Origin of the sequence: Enterocloster sp. 210928-DFI.2.20 (assembly GCF_020554465.1) — a bacterium.
In the GTDB taxonomy this organism is placed as follows: Bacteria; Bacillota; Clostridia; order Lachnospirales; family Lachnospiraceae; genus Enterocloster; species Enterocloster bolteae.
This window is the reverse complement of sequence record NZ_JAJCHK010000026.1, coordinates 1-20,507: the sequence shown is the minus strand read 5'-3', so window position 1 is coordinate 20,507 and position 20,507 is coordinate 1. Positions and strand designations below refer to the sequence as shown.

Genomic DNA, 20,507 nt, shown 5'->3' with positions numbered 1-20,507 from the left:
TCTGCAAACTGCTTTGGATGCCGCCTGACAGGAAGATGTTCCGCCTCAGGCGGCATCCATGTTTCTCAGAAAGGAGCACAGCCTTATGATAGGACGCGTACATTCCATAGAAAGCTTTGGTACCGTGGATGGCCCCGGTATCCGCATGGTTATCTTTTTAAGCGGATGTCCCATGAGATGTCTCTATTGCCATAATCCGGATACATGGGATCCCAAGGGCGGTTCTCCCATGACAGCGGAGGAAATACTGGACCAGTATGAGCAGGCCCGCCCTTTTTACAAAAAAGGCGGCATCACGGTCAGCGGCGGCGAACCGCTGATGCAGATAGGTTTTGTGACAGAGCTCTTTGAGAAGGCAAAAAAAAGCGGTATCCACACCTGCCTGGACACCTCCGGCATCACCTTTAACCCGGGCTCCCAGGCGGTCATGGCCCATTTTGACCGGCTTTTGGCTTCCACAGATCTGATACTGCTGGATATCAAGCATATTGATCCAAAGGAACATGTGAAACTCTGTGCCCAGCCCCAGGATAATATACTGGCTTTCGCCGCATACCTGGAAAAGAAGCAGATACCCGTATGGATCCGTCACGTGGTGGTGCCGGGCATAACGGACCGGGAGGAATATCTGTACCGCCTTGGACGCTATCTGGGCACCCTTAAAAACGTAAAGGCGCTGGATGTTCTGCCATATCATGACATGGGAAAAGCTAAGTACGGCCAGCTTGGAATCCCCTACCCGTTAGAAGACACAGCCCCCTTGCCTCCTGCAAAGGCGGCAGAGTCCCGCAAAATTATTCTTCAGGGAATGCGCGATGAAAGGGTCCATTGCTCCTAAATTTATACAATATTCGCTGGTTTAGGAACGATTTTCCTCTTGAATAATTAGACGTTATAGTATAAAATAAAATAACAATGTAGACAAATCTTAAGGAGGTATTTTATCATGGCATATGTAATCAGTGATGCTTGTGTAAGCTGCGGCAGCTGTGCAGCTGAATGTCCAGTAAGTGCAATTTCCGAGGGAGACAGCCAGTACGTTATTGATGCTGATACCTGCATCGACTGCGGAACCTGTGCAGCTACCTGCCCAACCGGAGCTATTTCCGAAGGCTAATTAAGTATTACATAAGGGTCTCTTCCAGAGGGAAGGGGCTCTTTTTCATATATTCAGCATATATTATTCACAGAATACATGGAGGAATCCAAATACCATGAAAAAACCAGTAATCGGCATAACCCCTTCCCATAATACAGATAATGACGAAATAAGCGTACGCCCCACCTACCTGAGAGCCATTGAAGCGGCAGGAGGCCTGTCCATCCTTCTTCCCCTGGAAGTATCAGCGGAAGATTTAAAGCAGCTTTCCGGGCTGTGCGACGGTTTTCTCTTCTCCGGCGGTCCGGACATTCATCCGTTCCTGCTGAGGGAGGAAACACATATGCATTGCGGCAATGTGTCCGTGGCGCGGGATACCATGGAGCTGTCTCTTCTGAAGCTGGCCATGGAAGCCAAAAAACCGGTCCTGGGAATCTGCCGCGGAGCCCAGGTCATCAATGTAGGCCTGGGAGGCGACATCTATCAGGATATTACCAGCCAGGCAGAAACCGGCTTTCCCATTGCCCATAAGCAGCCCTATTCATGCTGCCTGCCCTCACACCATGTGGATGTACAAAGGGATACACTGCTGTGCGGGATTGCTGATGGGAAAACGCAAATCGAAGTAAACAGTTCCCATCATCAGGCCGTACGCAGGATTGCACCCTGCCTCATTGCCAGCGGCCATGCGCCCGACGGCATCATCGAGGCCCTGGAGATGCCGGATTATCCCTATCTTCTGGCCCTTCAGTGGCATCCGGAGTATATGTGGAAGACAGATACTGTGTCCGCCAATATATTTAAAAGCTTTGTGGAGGCCTGCAGGGGATAGCTGGAAGAGCGGACAGCTGGAAAGGCCGGCTGCAGAAAAACGGCTACAGAAAAACGGCTGCAGAAAGGCCCTATATGATTCACGCTGCAAATATATGCCTGAATCATACAGGGCCGTCTCACTTATCTCCTGTACTTATCTCCTGTCCTTATCTTCTGTCCTTATCTGCCTACTGCTTATTATCTATCAATTCACCAGCCATCTGGGCCATATCCTGGGCTGTCATGGGATTATCCATGGCTGTTATGATGTAAACCTTCTCCCCATCCTTCCAGAGCATACTCTGGGCAACCTGGTCCGTTACCGTATCGCTTCCATAAGAGATATAGAGTTCTCCTGCTGCTTCCTTTGCCTTCTCCTCTTCGGAGGCCTGATAATCCGGGGGAACAAAACGGTACTGGTCCCTGGTGTAGTTTAGAGTAATCCCATTATGTTCAAATACCTGGTCCGGCTGTCCTTCCTCCTCAAACAGGCTTGTGCCCTGGACTGTAACGAATATATCCGGGCTTCCGTCCTTTTTGTAATGCAGAGAAAAGCTTTCCGCGGACTTTATCACATTTCCATCCTCATCCATGGCGTCCTGATGGGTGGGCATTCCCATGTCAAACCGGTATCCGTTGCTGAATACTTCGGGGGCATTGGTGGTATAGCCCAGCTTTGTCTCCATTTCTCCCAGTTTATCATAGGTAAAATCATCCAGATGGCTGCCTCCGGCGCTTGTATAAGCAACCTTCCCTGCTGCAACCGCTGTTATGGTACCCAGTACGCAGATGGCCGCAGCCACCACGAATACACGCTTCATATTCCATTTCTTCATTCCTGATTCCTCCTCTATTTTCCGGTGAACAGAGCGCCGCATTCTCTCTGTATCTGCGGAAGTCACCTGTATGGACTCTGCCCGGCTGCATAGGGCACGGCCTATCTGCTCTTCCAGTTCCTTCTGCGCCACCGGTTTACTCCGTCTGTTCATAAGGTTACCTCCCTTCCTACCCTCTTGCGTTCTTCCATCAATTCCTGTTTCAGATTCGCCCGGGCCGTATACAGCCTGGACTTAACGGTTCCTTCCAGACAGCCCATGATGCCGGCTATCTCCCTGGTGGACATCTGGTTAAAATAGTACAGGACAACGGCCGTCCTCTGTTTGACCGGAAGATTCCTTATTGCCTTATAAAGCTCCTTTTCCTGGGAGCGCATCATGACTTCCTCCAGCACTGAGGCTGTTTCAGGCTCTTCCTTCCCAAACACTTCCTCCACCGGCTGTTCTTTCCTGTTCTTCCTGCAATACCGCCAGGCTTCCCTGGTAAGGGTCTTATAAAGCCAGTTCCCAAAATATTCCGGTTCTTTGATTTTCTTTCGGTTCATCCAGCACAGCACAAAAGTTTCCTGTACAATATCCTCACTGTCTGCATGACTTCCGGATATGAGATATGCCATGCGCAGTATTTTGGGATAATAAAATTCCATCAACCGGTCAAATGCCTGGCTGTCTCCTTCCGCCATGCGGCGTACCAGACCTGCCGTCTCCTGCTCCATGTCCATCCACTCCTTCCATCGTCTCTCTTATTTGGAACCACTTATATATGGAACCATTATATATCCCTTTTGGCTTAACTGCCAGAAGGTGTTGTTAATCGGTGCACCTGCTATATAGAGGAGGGAGGCGGGCAGACGGTTCATTTTATTTGTAATTATTTTTTACATTTGCTCTGTTTTTACTCCATATCCCAACAAACCCCCATAAAAGTAAGGTTTGTGCTTGTCAGAACAGATTATGTCATGTAGAATAATACTGCTGAAATAAAAGAATGGCAGCACCTGTAAATAAAGGAGTTTTCACAAAAGGAGTTTGTAATAATATGAGCATTTTAAACGTAGAGCATTTAAGCCACGGTTTCGGGGACCGTGCTATTTTCCAGGATGTCTCCTTCCGCCTGTTAAAGGGTGAGCACATCGGCCTGATTGGGGCTAACGGCGAAGGAAAGTCCACCTTTATGAACATCATTACCGGCAAACTCATGCCTGACGAGGGCAAGGTGGAGTGGGCCAAAAACGTGAGGGTCGGTTATCTGGACCAGCATGCTGTGCTGGAAAAGGGCATGACCATCCGTGATGTGTTAAAGAACGCCTTCGCTTTCCTTTTTGAGATGGAAGAGCATATGAACCAGATTTGCGATAAGATGGGGGAGGCCGGCGAGGAAGAGATGGCCGCCATGATGGATGAGCTGGGAACCATACAGGACCTTCTCATGGCCCATGATTTCTATATCATTGATTCCAAGGTGGAGGAGGTAGGACGGGCCCTTGGCCTGGCCGACATAGGACTGGACAAGGATGTGACGGAGCTCTCCGGAGGCCAGCGCACCAAGGTACTCTTAGGCAAGCTTCTGTTAGAGAAGCCGGACATTCTGCTATTGGACGAGCCTACCAACTACCTGGATGTACAGCATATTGACTGGCTGAAACGCTACCTGCAGGAGTATGAAAATGCCTTCATCCTTATCTCCCATGACATTCCCTTCCTCAACAGTGTCATCAACCTGATTTACCATATGGAAAACCAGCGACTGGACCGCTATGTGGGCGATTATGACAAGTTCCAGGAAGTATACGCGGTAAAGAAGTCCCAGCTGGAGGCCGCCTATAAGCGCCAGCAGCAGGAAATTGCGGAGCTGGAGGATTTCGTGGCCAGGAACAAGGCCAGGGTGGCCACCAGGAACATGGCCATGTCCCGCCAGAAAAAGCTGGATAAGATGGATGTCATTGAACTTGCCAGGGAAAAGCCCAAGCCGGAATTCCATTTCCTGGAAGCCCGCACGCCCGGTAAATATATTTTTGAGACAAAGGATTTAATCATCGGTTATGACGAGCCTCTGTCCCGTCCTCTCAATCTGGTGATGGAGAGGGGCCAGAAAATCGTGCTGGTAGGCGCCAACGGCATCGGCAAGACAACTCTGCTTAAGAGCATTCTGGGCCTTACACCTGCCCTGAGCGGCAGTGTGGAGCTGGGCGACTACCTGTCCATCGGTTACTTTGAGCAGGAAATGGCGCCCGGCAATACAACCACCTGCCTTCAGGAAATATGGACCGAATTTCCCGCCTATACACAGTACCAGGTCCGCTCCGCCCTGGCAAAATGCGGCCTGACCACGGAACACATCGAAAGCCAGGTCAGGGTGCTCAGCGGAGGCGAGCAGGCCAAGGTCCGGCTCTGTAAACTGATTAACCGGGAATCCAACGTGCTTCTGCTTGACGAGCCAACCAACCACCTGGATGTGGATGCAAAGGATGAACTGAAACGGGCCCTTAAGGAATATAGAGGCAGTATCCTTTTAATCTGCCATGAACCAGAGTTTTATGAGGGACTGGCAACCGATGTGTGGGATTGTAAGGAATGGGCGCTGAAGCTGTCCTAGCGTGTGTCTGAAATAAAAAAAGAGCCATGAAACCATGAAGGCATTCTCCGCCCCACCTTCATAGTTTCATGGCCTTTTCTTATTCATCCTCTTTTGAATCCGTTTCAGGACTTCTTGTAAAATAACGCAGCAGACAAAGGGAATTAGCCGACAGCCCGTTGCCGAACAGATTAATATAATCATCCCGTGATGAACGCACATGATCAATGACGGCCTGGCGCCCGCGCTCATAATCCTGGTCCTTAATGGCGTCTATGATGGCCTGATGCTTCATACATGCTTTACTCTGCAGTGAATTTTCCAAAAAAGAGAGAAACCGCATTCTGGTCAGCTGAAGCAGTATCTCATCATGGGCTTTTATAAGCCGCTTATTGTTGGACAGTGCAACCAATTCATTATGAAACTGCTGATCATAAAAAAAATGTTCTTTGGCCTGTCCGGCATCCTTTGTTTCTTTCATCTTATCGGTGATTTCCTGAAGGTTTTCCAGCTGCTCAGGGGTAATCCCATTTCGCCAGGAAAGCATGAAGGCGGTAGTCTCAATCCCTTCCCGAAAATCAAAGAGATCCTGTATATCTTCTTTTGTAATGGTAGAAACACGGTAGTTCTTCTTACCGATTTGTTCTTCCAGCAGTCCCTCATTTTTAAGGCGCATGAGTGCCTGTCTGATGGGGGTACGGCTCATATTCAGCTCCTTGCTGAGAAGATAGTCGGATACGATTTGCCCCGGAAACAGATCGAAATCAAAAATCTGCTGCCGTATGGTTTCATAGGCTTTATTTGTCAAGCTGTTGTCTTTTTCCATCATATCCTCCTGTGACAACTACGTATTAAAACCATTCTAATCCATTTTTCTTAAAAAGTAAAGTTATTAAACCGCGTGGGAAGGAACACGGGAGGGGGTGTGCAAACCGCTGCACATTTTATGCAGGTATGCCGCGCATATTTGTGTATCCTCCAGCAGACCATGCTGTATATTCCCCTCCACAGCCACGGTTCCCTTGTATCCGCACTCCATCAGTTTCCTGTATATGGCGGTAAAATCAAGGCTGCCCAGACCCGGATACGCCCGGTTATCATCCGAAATATGCAGATGGGGATAATAATTCATATACTCTGAAAGGGAATCTACCAGCGATGGTTCTTCAATATTCATATGGTATGTATCTGCCAGAAGCTGTATGAACGGACAGTCCAGAAAATTAATCACGTGTGCCCCTTCCTTCAGAGTCCTTATAATAGATGCCTCCTTGTGATTGGTTGCCTCAATAAGGACCTGCACTTTCTTTTCTTCTATATATGGCTTTAATTCCAGCATGGATTCCAGAAAAAGCCGTTCTGAAACTTCACGGTCACTGCCGGGGCCTCCTTTTAAGAAACCGATTATAATTCCGCAACCCATGGATGCAGCATAATCAATGTTCCTCTTACAACCGTTAACAGCCCTCATCCTTTCCTCAGGAATACCTGAACTGAGTGACAGACCATGTGTTTTCGCATACACTCCCGTTGCCAGCATGTTCATTTTCATCTGATATTCATTTAATAATGACTTTAGTTCCTCTGGTTTTATTAAATCCAAATCAGGTAAGTTTAACTCAACCCCATAAAAGCCTTCCCGGTGCAAAAGGCCAAATAGTCTTCTCAGTTGGGGAAGCTGCTCCTTTGATTCCAGGACACATTGAAAGCCGGTCCGAAAGGGAAATAATGAATGTTCCATACCTAGTCGATTCCTTTCCACACAAAATAATCATAATTCATTTTAGTTTATCTATAGTTTAAAGCAGAATACAAAATTTGTATACAAAAAATGAATACAAAAAATGGATTCATTTTTTGTGCACAATTACCATTGATAAAAATATAGGCATTTATTACAATAACACCATAGAGACTACTCTAAAAACCAACAAAACATATAATTCGGGAGGCTTTCCAAATGAGAAAAATGATGAAACGTATTGCAGCAGCAACAATAGGAATGGCAATTGTAATGACATCAACCGCTTGCTCCTCCGGCACCGGAAGTACCACGGCAGCTCCGGAGAATAAAGAGACCACGGCCGTTCAATCTGCCGCTGAAGAAAAGAAAGAGGACCCAGCCGCTGCACCGGAAGAAACCTACACTCTGATGTTCGGACATGCCCAGACAGAAACCCATCCATATCAGACATGTTTCCAGGAATGGGCTGATGCGGTGGCGGAGAAAACAAACGGCGGTCTTGTGATTGACCTTTATCCCAGCAATACCCTTGGATCCGAGGAGGATATTATTAATTCATTTAAGGATTCAGACACAAACTGGGGTTACAACACAGACTTTGCCAGGCTGGGTACCTATGTGCCTGAGCTGGCTATGTTTAACCTTCCTTATTTTGTTGAGACCATGGACGATATTAATGCAGTAAAGGAACTGGACATGGTAAAAGAATGGATTAATAAACTGGAAACAGAGAACGATATAAAGGTGGTATCCCTTAACCTGGTACAGGGTTACCGAAATGTAGTGGCAGGCAAGCCAGTCCTGAAACCCGACGACTTAAAAGGACTCACCTTACGCTGCCCCAACACGGAAATCTGGCGGGCTGCTGTCAGCTCACTGGGCTGCAGTGTACAGGGAATGGGCCGCGGCGACATCTATAACAACCTTGTGAATAAGGTAATCGACGGCTATGAGGATGTTTATCCATGTATTGTTTCTGAAAGTTATTATGAGATAAAGAATGTGAACACAATCTCCGAAACACATAATATTCTTCTGTTAAATCCTGTGGTAGTTGACGCCGGCTGGTTCAACAGCCTTCCAAAGGAATATCAGGATGCCCTGATTGAGACATGTGACCAGGCATGCAATTCCTGTTCCGACAAAATGCTGGGCGAATTCACCGAGGAGGCAAAGCAGAAGTGTATTGATGAGGGTATGACTGTAATTGACCATTCTGAAATCGACACAGACGCATTCCGCGAGGCTGCCAAGGCGTCTTACGAACAGCTTGGCCTGACCGATACCTACAATGAAATTATGAGTGCACTTGGTAAATAATCATCCTGAAATGCAGCTTAATGAAAGGTAGAACTGGGAATGAAAAAGTTTTTTGAGATTCTGAATAAAGCGGAGCTTGCAATTACCATGACCTGTGTTGTGGGGTTCACATCCGTGCTGATGCTGGGAGCTGCGGTACGCCTGCTGGGACATCCGCTGAACTGGTGTAATGATGTGGCACTGCTCATGTTGGCCTGGACCACCTTTCTGGGCGGTGACGTGGCCTTCCGGGCAGGCAGAATGGTGAATGTGGATATATTGATTGCCAAACTGCCGGTCAGGTTCCAAAAGGCCGTTGCCGTCATGGTATATGCTGTTTTATTGGTAATGATGTTCATGATGGTAAAACAAGGTGCCCTGCTTTGTGTGAATGTGGGCAAAAGAACGCTGGAGGGCATTCCCTTTCTCAGTTACGTGTGGGTTGCCGCCTCTATTCCGGTAGGTTTCTCCCTGATGTTTATAACGGCTGTCAAACGTCTGTATGACCTGATGATGTCATCAGATACAACCGTCATTTCAAAAATGTAAGGAGAACGACAATATGATATATGTTTTTATAGTATTCCTTATTTTCCTGGTAATGGGTGTACCGGTTGCATTTGCAATCGGTGCGTCCGGTATGGTATTCTTCCTGTTAAACACCCATTTTCCGCTGACACACATTGCGCAGCTGCCTTTAACCCAGGTCCAGAGCATTTCCATGCTTGCCATCCCCCTGTTCATCCTGGCCGGCAACCTTATGAATAACGGAGGGGTTACAAAACGCCTTGTCAGTCTTGCCACCCTTTTAACCGGACATATGAGGGGCGGGCTTGCTCAGACCAGCGTGGTCTTAAGCACTCTGATGGGCGGTGTGTCTGGTTCCGCTACGGCAGATGCAGCCATGGAAGCCCGGCTTCTGGGGCCTGACATGATTAAAAGCGGATATTCCAAGGGGTTCTCTGCAAATGTCCTTACATTCACCTCACTGATTACTGCCACGATTCCTCCGGGGGTGGGTCTTATCATATACGGCACTACAGGCAGTGTCTCCATCGGAAAACTTTTTTCAGCAGGTATCTTTGTGGGCTTATATATGATGATTGTTCTTATGGTATCTGTGGCAGTCATTGCCCGGATGCGTGGTTATAAACCGGTAAGGCAGAACCGGGCCACATGGAAGGAAATCGGTATCAATCTAAAGGAAACGGTTTGGGCTGTCATGTTTCCGGTCATCCTTTTAGTTGGTATCAGGATGGGATTCTTTTCCCCATCTGAAGTTGGGGCCTTTGCCTGCTTCTATTCTGTATTTGTAGGCGCCTTTATCTATAAGGAGCTGACCATCAAATCCTTTATAACCGCTTTAAGAGACAGCATCGCGGATATCGGTTCTATTATGATGATTGTTTCTCTGACAGCATTGTTTGGCTACGGCATACCCATTGATAAGATACCTCAGAAAATGACCACATTTATTACCGGCATCACCACCAATCCCTCCCTGGTGCTAATCCTTATTATTATCCTTCTGGTATTTGTGGGGATGTTTATGGAAGGTTCCGTGGTGATACTGCTTCTGACACCAATCCTTCTTCCTATGTGCCAGTCTGTGGGAATTGACCCGGTGCACCTTGGACTTCTCATGTGTGTCATTGTAACCATGGGAGTAAACACACCGCCTGTGGGTATGAGTATGTATACGGTTAATACAATCCTGGATTGTTCCCTGCAGGAGTATACTAAATCCATGATTCCATTCCTGGCTGCAATTCTTTTAGCCATTGGGTTGCTTGCATTTTTGCCGGATGTTGTTTTATTTCTGCCTCGCCTGTTGTATTAAAATGGTTTAAAACAGAAAGGAATGTATTTGCATGAAAAATATAAGGGATTGTTTTGTTTTAAACAATGGGGTTAAGATTCCTTGTGTGGGCTACGGCACATGGAGAACCCCGGATGGCATTGATACGGTTCAGGCTGTCAGGGAAGCAATTGGCTGCGGATACCGGCATATTGATACAGCCCAGCTTTATGGAAATGAAGAAAGCGTCGGAAAGGGTATTAAGGAATCCGGTCTTAACAGAAGCGAGCTGTTTGTCACCACGAAGCTGAAGAATACGGACCAGGGCTACGACAGTACCCTCAGGGCATTCGAGGGAAGCATGAAGCGCCTGGGATTGGATTACCTTGATCTATATTTAATCCACTGGCCTGTACCGGCTGTCTTTAAGGATGACTGGAAACAGGTCAGCAGGGACACATGGCGGGCCTTTGAACGCCTGTATGGGGAAGGATTGGTCCGTTCCATCGGGCTGAGTAATTTCCTGCCCCACCATATAGACAATATTGAGGTTTCAGCCCATATAAAGCCAAGTGTGGACCAGCTGGAAATCCATCCTTTCTTCACGCAGAAAGAAACCGCTGCCTACTGCCGCAGAAAAGGTATACAGGTTCAGGCATGGAGCCCTCTGGGCCATGGAACCATCCTGGATAATCCTGTTATAAAGGAAATCGGACTGAGGTATCATAAGACTGCCGCGCAGACAGCTCTGCGGTGGGAGCTCCAGCAGGATATCCTGCCGATTCCCAAGTCTCTGAATCCGGAAAGAATGGCCCAGAACGCAGATATATTCGATTTTAACCTGACACAGGAGGAATGCCTGCGGATAACAGGACTTGGAGAAACAGGAAGGACTGGTCCTGATCCTGACAACATTGATTTTTGATATGAAGGTTAATTTATGTTGCTGTCTTCTTTAGCACATCCATAGATTGTAAAAAGGGATACCACTCAAGTGTAGTATCCCTTCTTATTTCTGCGGCAGCCTACGCCATCGAGATAGGCCCGCCTCTCATCTTGCCCGCCGTACAGATGCGGTTGATTGCCACCATATAGGCTCCCATGCGCATGGTCACCTTGTTATCCCTGGACATGGCATCCACTTCATCATAGGCTTTGTTCATGATTTTCTTCAGTGTCCTGTTCACTTCATCCAAATCCCAGGCCATGCTTTGGATGTTCTGTACCCACTCAAAATAGGATACAACCACTCCCCCTGCATTGGCCAGGATATCCGGTACAACCACTATGCCCTTCTCCTCCAGTATCTTATCTGCTTCCACTGTAGTAGGGCCGTTGGCAGCTTCTATAATCACCTTTGCCTGGACCCCTGCTGCGTTTTCCCCGGTAATCTGGTTCTCCAGCGCAGCAGGAATCAGCACGTCACAGCAGCAGGTAATGACCTCATCATTGGATATGTGCTTTACATCATCTGATACGTAATCAATCAGCGCCTTTGTCTTGTCGGACAGGTATGTCCTGATTGCAGGAATATCCAGACCGTTTTCATTATACACACCGCCGGAGTAATCGCTGACCGCCACAATCTTACACCCCTTATCATATAGAATCTGGGCTGCGGTACCTCCTACATTTCCCATACCCTGGATGGCATAGGCGGAGTTTTCATAGCTCATGCCCAGATGCTCCAGGCACTGGCGGGTAATGATGGTCACACCTCTTCCTGTTGCCTCTGTCCTCCCGATGGATCCGCCGATCTCAATGGGTTTTCCTGTGACCACACCAGGAACGCTGTGGCCTTTGAACATGCTGTATGTATCCATAATCCAGCCCATCACCTCGCCGTTGGTATTCACATCCGGAGCAGGTATGTCCTGGTCAGGCCCTATAATAGGCAGTATCCTGGTGGTATATCTCCTGGTAAGACGAATCAGCTCATCCCTGGACAGCTTGGAAGGGTTCACCTTGATTCCGCCCTTGGCCCCGCCGTAGGGGATATTGACTATAGCACATTTAAATGACATCCAGGCCGCCAGCGCCTTTACCTCGTCCAAATCCGAGTTCTGATGGAAACGGATTCCCCCTTTATAAGGTCCTCTTGCGCTGTTGTGCTGTACCCGGTAGCCTTCAAATACCTTCATCTCACCATTGTCCATCCTTACAGGAATGGATACAATCATCTCACGCTCCGGATAGCGCAGGGTTATATAATCTGCCTCCTTTAATCCAAGCCTGGATGCCGCCTCATCCAGTACAGCCAGCATATTTTCGTATGGATTATACTTGTTCTTATTCATGACCTGCCTCCCATAAAATTGTTTATTTGTATACCTTCTGCTTCAAACGCGTCTCTGATTCTGCTGACAAAGGCCAATGCCTTTGCCCCGTCACCGTGGACGCAGAGCGTATCTCCTTTTATATCCAGTTCTTTTCCGCTGACGGATGTGACCTTTCCCTCTTTTATCATTTTGACACACCGCCTGATGGCCTCATCCTCATCTGTAATCATGGCTCCATCCATCCCTCTGGGAACCAGAGACAAATCATCCATGTAGGCCCGGTCCGCAAATATTTCCGACAGTGCTTCCAGCCCCATTTTTTCAGCCTCGTCCCCCAAAACTGCTCCTGCACAGTAAAAAATACGTATGGACGGGTCTATCTCATATACTGCTTCGCATATGGCCCTGGATACGTCCCTGTCATACTGGCACAGATTTCCCAGCGCACCGTGGGGAGCCACATGCTGGAGCTTCATGCCATAGCTGGCAGTGAAGGCCATAAGCGCGCCCACCTGATATTTTATATAGTTCTTAACTTCAGAAGGCTTCAGAACCATCTTGCGTCTGCCGAATCCCATAAGATCCGGATAACCCGGATGGGCACCCACAGCCACCTTTCTCTCCGCGGCTTTTTTGACCACCTTATCCATGACCATGGGATCCCCTCCATGCCAGCCGCAGGCAACATTAGCCGTTGTGACATACTTTATGATTTCGTCATCATTTCCAATGGAATATGCCCCAAAGCTCTCCCCCATATCACTGTTTAAATCAATCTGATACATGTTCCGCCTCCTCAATGACTCTGCCCTTACTGTATTTCCGGGCTGTTTTCCATGACGGTTTTCCCCTGACTGCGTTCCAACTGACCATGGGAGCCTAACTGTGTTCCTCCACCTTCACCTGAAAGGAAGTCCCTCCCACCTTTACCTGAAACAATCTGGGCGGACGATATGCCACAGGTGTCTCAAACTTTGCCTTAAGCATTTCCATTTCCCGGTAATAATCCGCATAAGCCTGCTGTGCCTGCATGATGTCTACCGGTATGAACCGTATCTCGTCGCCGGCTTTGCACTGCCCGATTGCAGGCAGATCCGCAGTTATAACCGTGGCAATCTTTGTATAGCCGCCAATAGACTGGCAGTCTGCCATCATCACAATGGGCTGTCCCGATGTGGGTACCTGGATGGATCCCATAACAATACCGTCTGAAATGATATTACCATCTGCCACATGCTCCGGACAGGGACCTGTAAGCCTGTAACCCATGCGGTCCGAATCCCCGGTTACCTTATATGTCCCATGGAAGAAATCCTCCAGGCCTTTACCGGTGAAACAGTCATCCTGAGGCCCTGCAATCACCCGAATCTGGCGGCACCCCGGTTCACTGTGTTCTGCCAGCATCCATCTTGCGGGCAGGTTCTCTATGGTACTCATGTTCTGACGGAGTCCGATTGCATCTCCTTTTTTCAGGGGTCTGCCCTGGTAACCGCCGATACCATTCTTCACAAGGGTGGATCTGCTTCCCATCACCACAGGAATATCCAGTCCCCCGGCTGCCGCCAGGTAGGTCCGGCAGCCGCCGGAAACAGACTGCATCCTGAGCACATCTCCAGCTCCTACCGGAAACGCCCGGTACATACATACAGGAGCCTCATTCAGCAGAGGGGACATGTCCGCCCCGGTAAGCGCTATGACAGCCGGCCCGGTAAACCGTATTTCCGTCCCTATAATCGTCATTTCCAGTTCTGCCTCGCCTATATCGTTGCCAACCAGGAGATTGGCTATATGAAATGATCTCCTATCCATGGGGCCGGCCGGTGATACTCCAAACTGTTCATATCCAAATCTTCCCTCGTCCTGCACCGTTGTGTAGATACCCGGATTCACAATCACCATACCCATAAGCTATGCCTCCTTTTCATAGGTCCGGCAGACATAGATTCCGGCGTCAGCCTGGGACTTGATATCCTCATATTGGGCCCTGCTCACGGGAATATGGCGAATCCATTGCCCTGCTCTGAGCAGGAAAGGATTCTCCTTCCTGTAGTCGCACACCTTTATGGGGGTCATGCCTATGATATTCCAGCCGCAGGGCTGGTCAAAGGGTATAATATCGCTGAGCCCCTGCTGTACCACCACGCTTCCCCCTGCTATGCGTACCCTTGGACTCTCCCTCCGCCTGAAGGAAAAAGGGTGCTCAAACCTGGCTGTATAGGGATGACCCGGAGCAAATCCCAGCATATACACAAAGTAATCGCTCTGACTGTGAATCTTTATGATTTCATCCACTGTCTTTTTCTCAATCCTGGCTATCTCCCCGATATCCTCCCCTTCATAGAGAACCGGTATTTCTGTTATGACCGGCTTGGGCAGGGCAATTTCCCCCGCATCGCCGGTCCATTCCTCCACAAGGCGCTCCAGCTCATTGTATGGTATCTTTAAGGGGTCGTAGTGAATCAGCAGGGAACGGTATGACGGAACCAGTTCTCTTATGCCGGGGACATGTTCCCCCTCAATCCGGTACTTAAGCGCAATGACTTTTCTGTTCGTCTCAATAGATATTTCATTCTCAAATTCAACTGTAACCGCACAGTCACCGCATAACCGCAACACAGCACCACTCATAGCCTCACTGCTCCTATTTCTAAATCAATGCAGCTGTTCTAGCCTGCACAGCCTCAAATCAGTCCACGTACTCCACACCTATGCTTTCAAGTTTCGCGTCCACCCAGTCGCGGTTTAATCCGGTTCCGGCTGCAATGCCCGCAAACTGCTTTGTCTCATCCCGGCTCACTTTCTTTGCTCTTTCCGCCAGCTCGGCAGCTTCCTCAGGCTTTATGACCAGCAGGCCGTCCCCGTCGCCTACCAGAATATCCCCGGGACAGATGACCTGGTTTCCGCAGGATACCGGAAAATTGATTTCACCCGGCCCGTTCTTATAGGGTCCATTGGGGGTCACGCCTTTTGCATACACCGGGAAATCCGTTATCTGTCCGATTTCCACGCTGTCCCGGATACACCCATCCACCACAAAACCTGCCAGCCCCTTGGACATAGCGTACCGCGTCATAATTTCACCGCACAGAGACCTGCTCTGGCTGCCAAATGTGGCTATCACCAGCACATCTCCCGGCTTTGCCATATCCAGTGCCTTATGAAACATCAGGTTATCCCCCGCCGGAGCCTTCACCGTAAACGCAGTGCCCAGAAGCCTGGCTTTATTCATGGGCTTCAGCTGGGAATCCACAGCTGCTGTCCGGTTCATGCAGTCGTCAATATTAGCCACCGGAATGTCCTTAAAGGCCTCAACCAATTTCCTGTCCGGCCTCTCGAATTCTTTTCTGATCCTGCACCCTACATTTGCCATATACATTCTCCTTCTCTCCATCATTTTGTAGATCTTAAACTTGTTTCTGACCATAGGATAGCACACATAATAATAATTGAAAAATGAATAATATTAGTATATAATATTAACTAAATTTATATTTAAGGAGCTGCTTATGGACCTTTCTGAAATCGAAACCTTCCTCACCATTGTGAATACAAAAAGCATCACAAAAACAGCGGATATCCTGTTTCTAAGCCAGCCCACCGTAAGCCACAGGCTAAAGGCCCTTGAAAAGGAGCTGGGCTTCCCGCTGATTGTCCGGAAAAAGGGGTTTAAAAACGTTGAGCTCACCTCCAAAGGCAGCGAGTTTGTATCCATCGCCGAGCGGTACATATCCCTGTGGAAGGAAACCCAGGTACTGGCCCAGGACAGAGACAGCACTCTTTTGTCCATCGGATGCACGGACAGTCTGAACATCGCCCTGTTTGCAGGCTTCTACCGGCAGATGGAGGCCTCCGGCTGTCCCATTGATCTGGACATCCATACCCACCAGTCCTCGGAGCTCTACAGCATACTGGACCGCCACGACATCGACATTGGTTTTGTATATTACCACCTGCACTATAAGAACATCCTTTCAGAGCGCATCTATCAGGAACGCCTGTATCTGGTGCAGTCAGACGAACCCGCCATATGCAAATCACTGATCCACACCGAGGAACTGGACCCATCCCTGGAATTATTTCTGAACTGGGATGCCAACTTCCAGATCTGGCACGACCAATGGCTGACCGGATACTCCAGGCCGCGGATTATCGTAGATACCATCACCCTCCTCAATCATGTGTGGACGGATAAGAAAAGCTGGATGATCGCCCCGGAATCCGTGATTAACGAACTGTATCATTACAGACGCCTCTATGTCAGCGAACTGAAAAATCCGCCTCCGGACAGGGTGTGTTACAAAATCAAGCACCGCTTCCCCAGCTCCGCCACCCAGACAGCCGTCGCATACTTTGAGCAGGCCCTGGGAAACTACCTATGCCAGGTCAAATCCTCTCTCCGCATTGGAGAGATATGGGGCACTGATATATAAACTTTTTCTATATTATACATTTAAATAATTCATTAGAAATATATTTAATTTCCGTATATAATCCAATTATCAGCAAACGATTCACAGATGATTGGAGGGTTTATATATGCTTACAACTGCCGAACGTATGGAACACATGCCGTTTTCCGGAATAAGAGTGGTGATGGAAAAAGCAACTCAGATGGACGCCCGCGGGGAACATGTCATCCATCTGGAACTGGGACGTCCTGATTTTGACACGCCTCAGGTAATCAAGGAAGCCGCCTATAAGAGCCTGGAAAAGGGAAATGTATTTTACACCTCAAATTACGGCTCCATGGAACTGCGTACCGCTGTTGCCGAAAAGCTCAGGGTAGAAAACAACATTCATTATGATCCCTCAGAAATCCTGATTACCGTGGGCGTAGGCGAGGGAACCTTTAATGCCTTCGGGGCTTACCTGGAAGAAGGAGACGAGGTCCTGATTCCTGACCCTGTATGGTTAAATTACATCCATGTGCCTGAATACTTTGGCGCCAAGGCAGTTCCCTATACTCTGAAGCAGGAAAATGACTATCAGATTGACATGGAAGAACTGGAGAGCAAAATCACAGACCGGACAAAAATGGTTGTGATTATCTCCCCCAATAATCCCACCGGAGGCGTACTGGAAAGGGAAACACTGGAGAAACTGGCCAACATCGCCATCCGCCACGATCTGTATGTCATATCCGATGAGATATACGAGAAGCTGATATTTGACGGTGAAAAACACATAAGCATTGCATCTCTTCCGGGAATGAAGGAACGTACCATAACCCTGAACGGCTTTTCCAAAGCATACTCCATGACAGGATGGCGCCTGGGTTATATGGCAGCTCCAAAGGATATCATCTCTGCATCTGTCCGGCTTCACCAGCACATCAATACCTGTGCGTCCTCCTTTGTGCAGGAAGCAGGCATCACTGCCCTTAAGCAGGCCGGGCCTGACGTACAGAAAATGCTGGCCGAGTATCAGAGACGGCGGGACTATGTGGTGGAAGCCATCAACCAGATTGACGGGTTAAGCTGCAATAAACCCAAAGGAGCATTTTATCTCTTTATCAACATCAAAGAGTTAGGTAAGAGCGCCATGGAAATGGCAGAGTACTTCCTGGAGGAGGCAAAAGTGGCCATGGTTCCCGGAACTGCCTTCGGAGCAGCCGGGGAGGGGTATCTGCGCCTGTCCTATGCAAGCAGCTATGAAAATCTGGCAGAAGCCTGCGCGCGCATTAAGGCTGCCGTGGAAAAACTACGCAGCAAATAAAAACAAACGGAACAGGGACAGCGGGGACATCAGCTGTTTCCTGTTTCCTTTATATATGCGTCCTCGGCCTCAGGATACAGAATGCGGATTTGGTACTCCTCCAACAGCTCCATCCACTCATCCGCCGGCCGCCGGTCCGTGACCAGTATGTCAATCTGCTGGAAACTGCAATACTTCACAAATGACGTCCTGTCAAACTTCGTATGGTCTGCCATCATAATGGTTTTCTGCCCTCTTGAAATCATAAGCTGCTTTATTTCCGTCTCCCCTTCCCTGGAGTCATACGCGCCCTCGTCCAGCTTCAATCCCTTGCAGCTGGTCAGGACAAAATCCACATGATAGTTCATGATAGTGGTTCTGGCTATAATTCCCTGCAGGGAGCAGGATACCCTGTTGTTGGCGCCTCCGGTAGACATAATGTTAAGGCCTGACTGATTCAGGGAGCTTAAGACCGGGATGGAATTGGTGAGCACCGTAATATCATCCCGGTCCGCCATCAGGGTAAGTGCCTCCATCACAGTGGAGCTGGCATCGGCAAAAAGCGTTGCCTGCATGGGGATGATGGATGCCACAATCTGCGCAATCTTTTTCTTCTCTTCCACGTTTGTCCTGCTTCTGTGTGTATACCCCAATCTGTCAAACATATTCTCCACCTTCAGCACCGCCCCTCCATGGGTCCGCGTAATAAGACCTTCCAGCTCCAGCCTCTCCAAATCACGGCGTATGGTTTCTTCCGTCACGTCAAATCTCTGGCTCAGCTCAGTCACCTTTACCTTTTTCTCACTCTTGACAATCCCTCTCAGGTGGTCCAGCCTGTCTTTTAACACCATTGTCATACACACCTTTCATTATGAATATCCGGCTGCCAGTACAGCGCTGCATGAGTTCCTGCAGCGCTGTACCAGGATATCCCGAATGCCGGATACCATAAATACATATTAAAATCCTAAAAGTTCCATCTTTCTTCTGACCACCTGTTTTTCGTCCTCCAGCGGCCGCTTCAGAAGGTCTATATAAATATAATCATTGGGCCGTTCTTCCAGTTCTGCTCTCAGCCCCTTGTCAAACGCCACCCTGAGCGCTGTTCCAATATTGACCTTGCACACATGGTAGCCGCGCATCTTAACCAGCTGGCTGTCCGGAAGTCCGGTAGAACCGTGAATCACAAGAGGCACCTTTACTTCATTCTGAATGCTCTCCAAAAGGTCATACTGTATATTGGCGGTCTGTGTGCGCATCATATGGGTGGTTCCCACTGACACGGCCAGACAGCCGCATCCCGAAGCGTCTGCGAAAGCAGCGGCTTCTTTGGGGTCTGTCAGCTGGTCCTTATGGCTGTCCCTTCCCAGATAGGCTACGGATCCGATTTCTGCTTCCACGGACGCGCCGTAACGCTCTGCCCGCTTTACCACTTCATTGGTAATACGCACATTATCCTCAAAAGGGAGCTGGGATCCGTCAAACATAACTGAAGAAAAACCGGCATCCAGGGCTTTCCAGATAGGCTCTACCATATTGGCATGGTCCAGATGCAGGACCACCTCTGCCGTTGACCTGCGGGCCATTTCCCCGGCAATCATACCCCAATAATCATATCCCATGAATTCTGCCACCACAGGACTAATCTGCAGAATGACGGGGGCATTCATCTCCTCGGCCGCCTCTATCAGGACCTTTGTATCCGGAAAAAGGGCAAGATTAAAGGCGCCTACCGCTGCATCGGCATTTATATACTTGGGTAATACTTCGTCTAACGTCTTCAGCATAGTCTGTTACCCCTTATCTTTCATTCCAAGCAGGCATAGGAAGAACCGGTTCAATGGCAGCATAGTCTGAAGGATACACGGTCTGATACTTTCCGTCCCGCATCTGCAGTACAAATGCATTGGCAGAGGTGTTCTGGCCGTATTCATCCATGGTGATTGCATTCCACGGAATAGGCAGTGTGGATGTATCCACTTCCAGGTTCCTCAGGGCCTCATTCAGCGCCTCAGGCTCTGTGGTTCCGGCCTGGTTGATGCCCAGGGCAATGAGAAGTACGTTAATCATGTCCTTACAGTGGCCCTCGCTTAAATCCGCGCCGTCTGGCGTGTACTGCTTATACAGTTCAATCAGCTGTTTGCTTGTATCTGTATCAATGTCGGCCGACCATCCGCCTGTGGTATAAATAAATTCCGTATCCTTGCCCATTGCATCCAGGAAGTCTGTCTGCACAAATCCGCCGCGCTGTCCCAACAGCATCTTAGGAACATAATTCTGCTCCTTGAATGTCTTCAGGTAAAGGATTGCATCAGATGATCTCTCGGAATCTTGAGTGATCATGCCAGCAAAACTCTGGCATTGAACTTT

22 protein-coding genes are annotated in these 20,507 nt (G+C 48.7%); 10 read left to right on the top strand and 12 right to left on the bottom strand.

Annotated features, from left to right (window positions below; all coding sequences use genetic code 11):
• The first annotated feature begins 85 nt into the window (after nt 1-85).
• The 3 genes from pflA to LI015_RS20005 all read left to right on the top strand — a co-directional run bounded on the left by pflA (nt 86) and on the right by LI015_RS20005 (nt 1,931).
• Entirely contained in the window at nt 86-838 is a 753-nt protein-coding gene (gene pflA, locus LI015_RS20015; RefSeq protein WP_002566903.1) for a pyruvate formate-lyase-activating protein, read from the top strand.
• A 108-nt stretch (nt 839-946) separates the two neighbouring features.
• Nucleotides 947-1,117, top strand: coding sequence for a DUF362 domain-containing protein (locus tag LI015_RS20010; RefSeq protein WP_002566904.1), 171 nt, complete (start codon nt 947-949; stop codon nt 1,115-1,117).
• A 97-nt stretch (nt 1,118-1,214) separates the two neighbouring features.
• Nucleotides 1,215-1,931 carry a gamma-glutamyl-gamma-aminobutyrate hydrolase family protein gene (locus tag LI015_RS20005; RefSeq protein ID WP_002572900.1) on the top strand — a complete coding sequence of 239 codons (717 nt, stop codon included), beginning with the start codon at nt 1,215-1,217 and terminating at the stop codon, nt 1,929-1,931.
• Nucleotides 1,932-2,100: 169 nt separating this feature from the next.
• On the opposite strand, the gene LI015_RS20000 is transcribed toward LI015_RS20005, so the two are convergent.
• A complete protein-coding gene (locus LI015_RS20000; RefSeq protein ID WP_002566906.1) occupies nt 2,101-2,901 on the bottom strand; it encodes a hypothetical protein in 801 nt (266 codons plus the stop codon).
• On the bottom strand, nt 2,898-3,464 hold the full coding sequence (locus LI015_RS19995) for an RNA polymerase sigma factor (protein ID WP_002566907.1): 567 nt from the start codon (nt 3,462-3,464) through the stop codon (nt 2,898-2,900). The genes LI015_RS20000 and LI015_RS19995 overlap by 4 nt, the downstream gene beginning before the upstream one ends.
• A 323-nt stretch (nt 3,465-3,787) precedes the next feature.
• On the opposite strand from LI015_RS19995, the gene LI015_RS19990 reads away from it, so the two are divergent.
• Nucleotides 3,788-5,344, top strand: coding sequence for an ABC-F family ATP-binding cassette domain-containing protein (locus LI015_RS19990; protein WP_002566908.1), 1,557 nt, complete (start codon nt 3,788-3,790; stop codon nt 5,342-5,344).
• A 79-nt stretch (nt 5,345-5,423) separates the two neighbouring features.
• Here the strand turns inward: LI015_RS19990 and LI015_RS19985 are convergent, their stop codons facing one another.
• Entirely contained in the window at nt 5,424-6,149 is a 726-nt protein-coding gene (locus LI015_RS19985) for a GntR family transcriptional regulator (RefSeq protein WP_002566909.1), read from the bottom strand.
• A gap of 66 nt (nt 6,150-6,215) precedes the next feature.
• Entirely contained in the window at nt 6,216-7,064 is an 849-nt protein-coding gene (locus LI015_RS19980) for a sugar phosphate isomerase/epimerase family protein (RefSeq protein WP_002566910.1), read from the bottom strand.
• A 219-nt stretch (nt 7,065-7,283) separates the two neighbouring features.
• Here LI015_RS19980 and dctP point away from each other — a divergent pair, with 219 nt between their 5' ends.
• Genes dctP through LI015_RS19960 form a run of 4 tightly spaced genes read left to right on the top strand, consistent with a single transcriptional unit; the run spans nt 7,284 to nt 11,089 of the window.
• A complete protein-coding gene (dctP, locus tag LI015_RS19975; RefSeq protein ID WP_227126182.1) occupies nt 7,284-8,387 on the top strand; it encodes a TRAP transporter substrate-binding protein DctP in 1,104 nt (367 codons plus the stop codon).
• A gap of 39 nt (nt 8,388-8,426) precedes the next feature.
• Entirely contained in the window at nt 8,427-8,915 is a 489-nt protein-coding gene (locus LI015_RS19970) for a TRAP transporter small permease (protein ID WP_002566912.1), read from the top strand.
• A gap of 13 nt (nt 8,916-8,928) precedes the next feature.
• Nucleotides 8,929-10,206: a TRAP transporter large permease gene (locus LI015_RS19965; protein ID WP_002566913.1), complete on the top strand. Its 1,278-nt coding sequence runs from the start codon at nt 8,929-8,931 to the stop codon at nt 10,204-10,206.
• A 31-nt stretch (nt 10,207-10,237) separates the two neighbouring features.
• Nucleotides 10,238-11,089 (top strand): aldo/keto reductase, encoded by an 852-nt coding sequence (locus LI015_RS19960; RefSeq protein WP_054354431.1) that lies wholly within the window; start codon nt 10,238-10,240, stop codon nt 11,087-11,089.
• 100 nt (nt 11,090-11,189) lie between these two features.
• Here the strand turns inward: LI015_RS19960 and LI015_RS19955 are convergent, their stop codons facing one another.
• The 5 genes from LI015_RS19955 to LI015_RS19935 all read right to left on the bottom strand — a co-directional run bounded on the left by LI015_RS19955 (nt 11,190) and on the right by LI015_RS19935 (nt 15,813).
• Nucleotides 11,190-12,461, bottom strand: coding sequence for a Glu/Leu/Phe/Val family dehydrogenase (locus LI015_RS19955; protein ID WP_227126180.1), 1,272 nt, complete (start codon nt 12,459-12,461; stop codon nt 11,190-11,192).
• A complete protein-coding gene (locus LI015_RS19950; RefSeq protein ID WP_002566916.1) occupies nt 12,458-13,228 on the bottom strand; it encodes a LamB/YcsF family protein in 771 nt (256 codons plus the stop codon). Before LI015_RS19950 ends, LI015_RS19955 begins: the two co-directional genes overlap by 4 nt.
• 94 nt (nt 13,229-13,322) lie before the next feature.
• Entirely contained in the window at nt 13,323-14,348 is a 1,026-nt protein-coding gene (locus LI015_RS19945; RefSeq protein ID WP_227126171.1) for a biotin-dependent carboxyltransferase family protein, read from the bottom strand.
• Nucleotides 14,349-14,351: 3 nt separating this feature from the next.
• On the bottom strand, nt 14,352-15,071 hold the full coding sequence (locus LI015_RS19940; RefSeq protein ID WP_002566918.1) for a 5-oxoprolinase subunit B family protein: 720 nt from the start codon (nt 15,069-15,071) through the stop codon (nt 14,352-14,354).
• A 58-nt stretch (nt 15,072-15,129) separates the two neighbouring features.
• On the bottom strand, nt 15,130-15,813 hold the full coding sequence (locus LI015_RS19935; RefSeq protein ID WP_002572906.1) for an RraA family protein: 684 nt from the start codon (nt 15,811-15,813) through the stop codon (nt 15,130-15,132).
• Between the two features lie 136 nt (nt 15,814-15,949).
• On the opposite strand from LI015_RS19935, the gene LI015_RS19930 reads away from it, so the two are divergent.
• Together LI015_RS19930 and LI015_RS19925 are read left to right on the top strand one after the other, a co-directional pair.
• Nucleotides 15,950-16,873, top strand: a complete 924-nt coding sequence (locus tag LI015_RS19930) for a LysR family transcriptional regulator (protein WP_227126169.1) — start codon at nt 15,950-15,952, stop codon at nt 16,871-16,873.
• Nucleotides 16,874-16,979: 106 nt separating this feature from the next.
• Nucleotides 16,980-18,158 carry a pyridoxal phosphate-dependent aminotransferase gene (locus LI015_RS19925; protein ID WP_002566921.1) on the top strand — a complete coding sequence of 393 codons (1,179 nt, stop codon included), beginning with the start codon at nt 16,980-16,982 and terminating at the stop codon, nt 18,156-18,158.
• 29 nt (nt 18,159-18,187) lie between these two features.
• Here the strand turns inward: LI015_RS19925 and LI015_RS19920 are convergent, their stop codons facing one another.
• From LI015_RS19920 to LI015_RS19910, 3 genes are all read right to left on the bottom strand, one after another.
• Nucleotides 18,188-18,988: a DeoR/GlpR family DNA-binding transcription regulator gene (locus LI015_RS19920; protein ID WP_227126167.1), complete on the bottom strand. Its 801-nt coding sequence runs from the start codon at nt 18,986-18,988 to the stop codon at nt 18,188-18,190.
• Nucleotides 18,989-19,096: 108 nt separating this feature from the next.
• Nucleotides 19,097-19,924, bottom strand: a complete 828-nt coding sequence (locus LI015_RS19915; protein WP_195632900.1) for a class II fructose-bisphosphate aldolase — start codon at nt 19,922-19,924, stop codon at nt 19,097-19,099.
• A 13-nt stretch (nt 19,925-19,937) separates the two neighbouring features.
• Nucleotides 19,938-20,507 (bottom strand): ABC transporter substrate-binding protein (locus tag LI015_RS19910; RefSeq protein ID WP_227126166.1); only part of this gene is annotated, 570 nt, incomplete at its 5' end.

What these genes read in the sequence shown, in the direction of transcription:
- LI015_RS19925 (WP_002566921.1), top strand. Translation starts at nt 16,980, where the DNA reads ATGCTTACAACTGCCGAACGTATGGAACACATGCCGTTTTCCGGAATA.
- LI015_RS19965 (WP_002566913.1), top strand. Translation starts at nt 8,929, where the DNA reads ATGATATATGTTTTTATAGTATTCCTTATTTTCCTGGTAATGGGTGTA.
- LI015_RS20000 (WP_002566906.1), bottom strand. Translation starts at nt 2,901, where the DNA reads ATGAACAGACGGAGTAAACCGGTGGCGCAGAAGGAACTGGAAGAGCAG.
- LI015_RS19950 (WP_002566916.1), bottom strand. Translation starts at nt 13,228, where the DNA reads ATGTATCAGATTGATTTAAACAGTGATATGGGGGAGAGCTTTGGGGCA.
- LI015_RS19990 (WP_002566908.1), top strand. Translation starts at nt 3,788, where the DNA reads ATGAGCATTTTAAACGTAGAGCATTTAAGCCACGGTTTCGGGGACCGT.
- LI015_RS19955 (WP_227126180.1), bottom strand. Translation starts at nt 12,461, where the DNA reads ATGAATAAGAACAAGTATAATCCATACGAAAATATGCTGGCTGTACTG.
- LI015_RS19940 (WP_002566918.1), bottom strand. Translation starts at nt 15,071, where the DNA reads ATGAGTGGTGCTGTGTTGCGGTTATGCGGTGACTGTGCGGTTACAGTT.
- LI015_RS19945 (WP_227126171.1), bottom strand. Translation starts at nt 14,348, where the DNA reads ATGGGTATGGTGATTGTGAATCCGGGTATCTACACAACGGTGCAGGAC.
- LI015_RS19935 (WP_002572906.1), bottom strand. Translation starts at nt 15,813, where the DNA reads ATGGCAAATGTAGGGTGCAGGATCAGAAAAGAATTCGAGAGGCCGGAC.
- LI015_RS20005 (WP_002572900.1), top strand. Translation starts at nt 1,215, where the DNA reads ATGAAAAAACCAGTAATCGGCATAACCCCTTCCCATAATACAGATAAT.
- LI015_RS19960 (WP_054354431.1), top strand. Translation starts at nt 10,238, where the DNA reads ATGAAAAATATAAGGGATTGTTTTGTTTTAAACAATGGGGTTAAGATT.
- LI015_RS19915 (WP_195632900.1), bottom strand. Translation starts at nt 19,924, where the DNA reads ATGCTGAAGACGTTAGACGAAGTATTACCCAAGTATATAAATGCCGAT.
- LI015_RS19995 (WP_002566907.1), bottom strand. Translation starts at nt 3,464, where the DNA reads ATGGAGCAGGAGACGGCAGGTCTGGTACGCCGCATGGCGGAAGGAGAC.
- LI015_RS19985 (WP_002566909.1), bottom strand. Translation starts at nt 6,149, where the DNA reads ATGGAAAAAGACAACAGCTTGACAAATAAAGCCTATGAAACCATACGG.
- LI015_RS19930 (WP_227126169.1), top strand. Translation starts at nt 15,950, where the DNA reads ATGGACCTTTCTGAAATCGAAACCTTCCTCACCATTGTGAATACAAAA.
- LI015_RS19920 (WP_227126167.1), bottom strand. Translation starts at nt 18,988, where the DNA reads ATGGTGTTAAAAGACAGGCTGGACCACCTGAGAGGGATTGTCAAGAGT.
- LI015_RS19970 (WP_002566912.1), top strand. Translation starts at nt 8,427, where the DNA reads ATGAAAAAGTTTTTTGAGATTCTGAATAAAGCGGAGCTTGCAATTACC.
- LI015_RS19980 (WP_002566910.1), bottom strand. Translation starts at nt 7,064, where the DNA reads ATGGAACATTCATTATTTCCCTTTCGGACCGGCTTTCAATGTGTCCTG.
- pflA (WP_002566903.1), top strand. Translation starts at nt 86, where the DNA reads ATGATAGGACGCGTACATTCCATAGAAAGCTTTGGTACCGTGGATGGC.
- dctP (WP_227126182.1), top strand. Translation starts at nt 7,284, where the DNA reads ATGAGAAAAATGATGAAACGTATTGCAGCAGCAACAATAGGAATGGCA.
- LI015_RS20010 (WP_002566904.1), top strand. Translation starts at nt 947, where the DNA reads ATGGCATATGTAATCAGTGATGCTTGTGTAAGCTGCGGCAGCTGTGCA.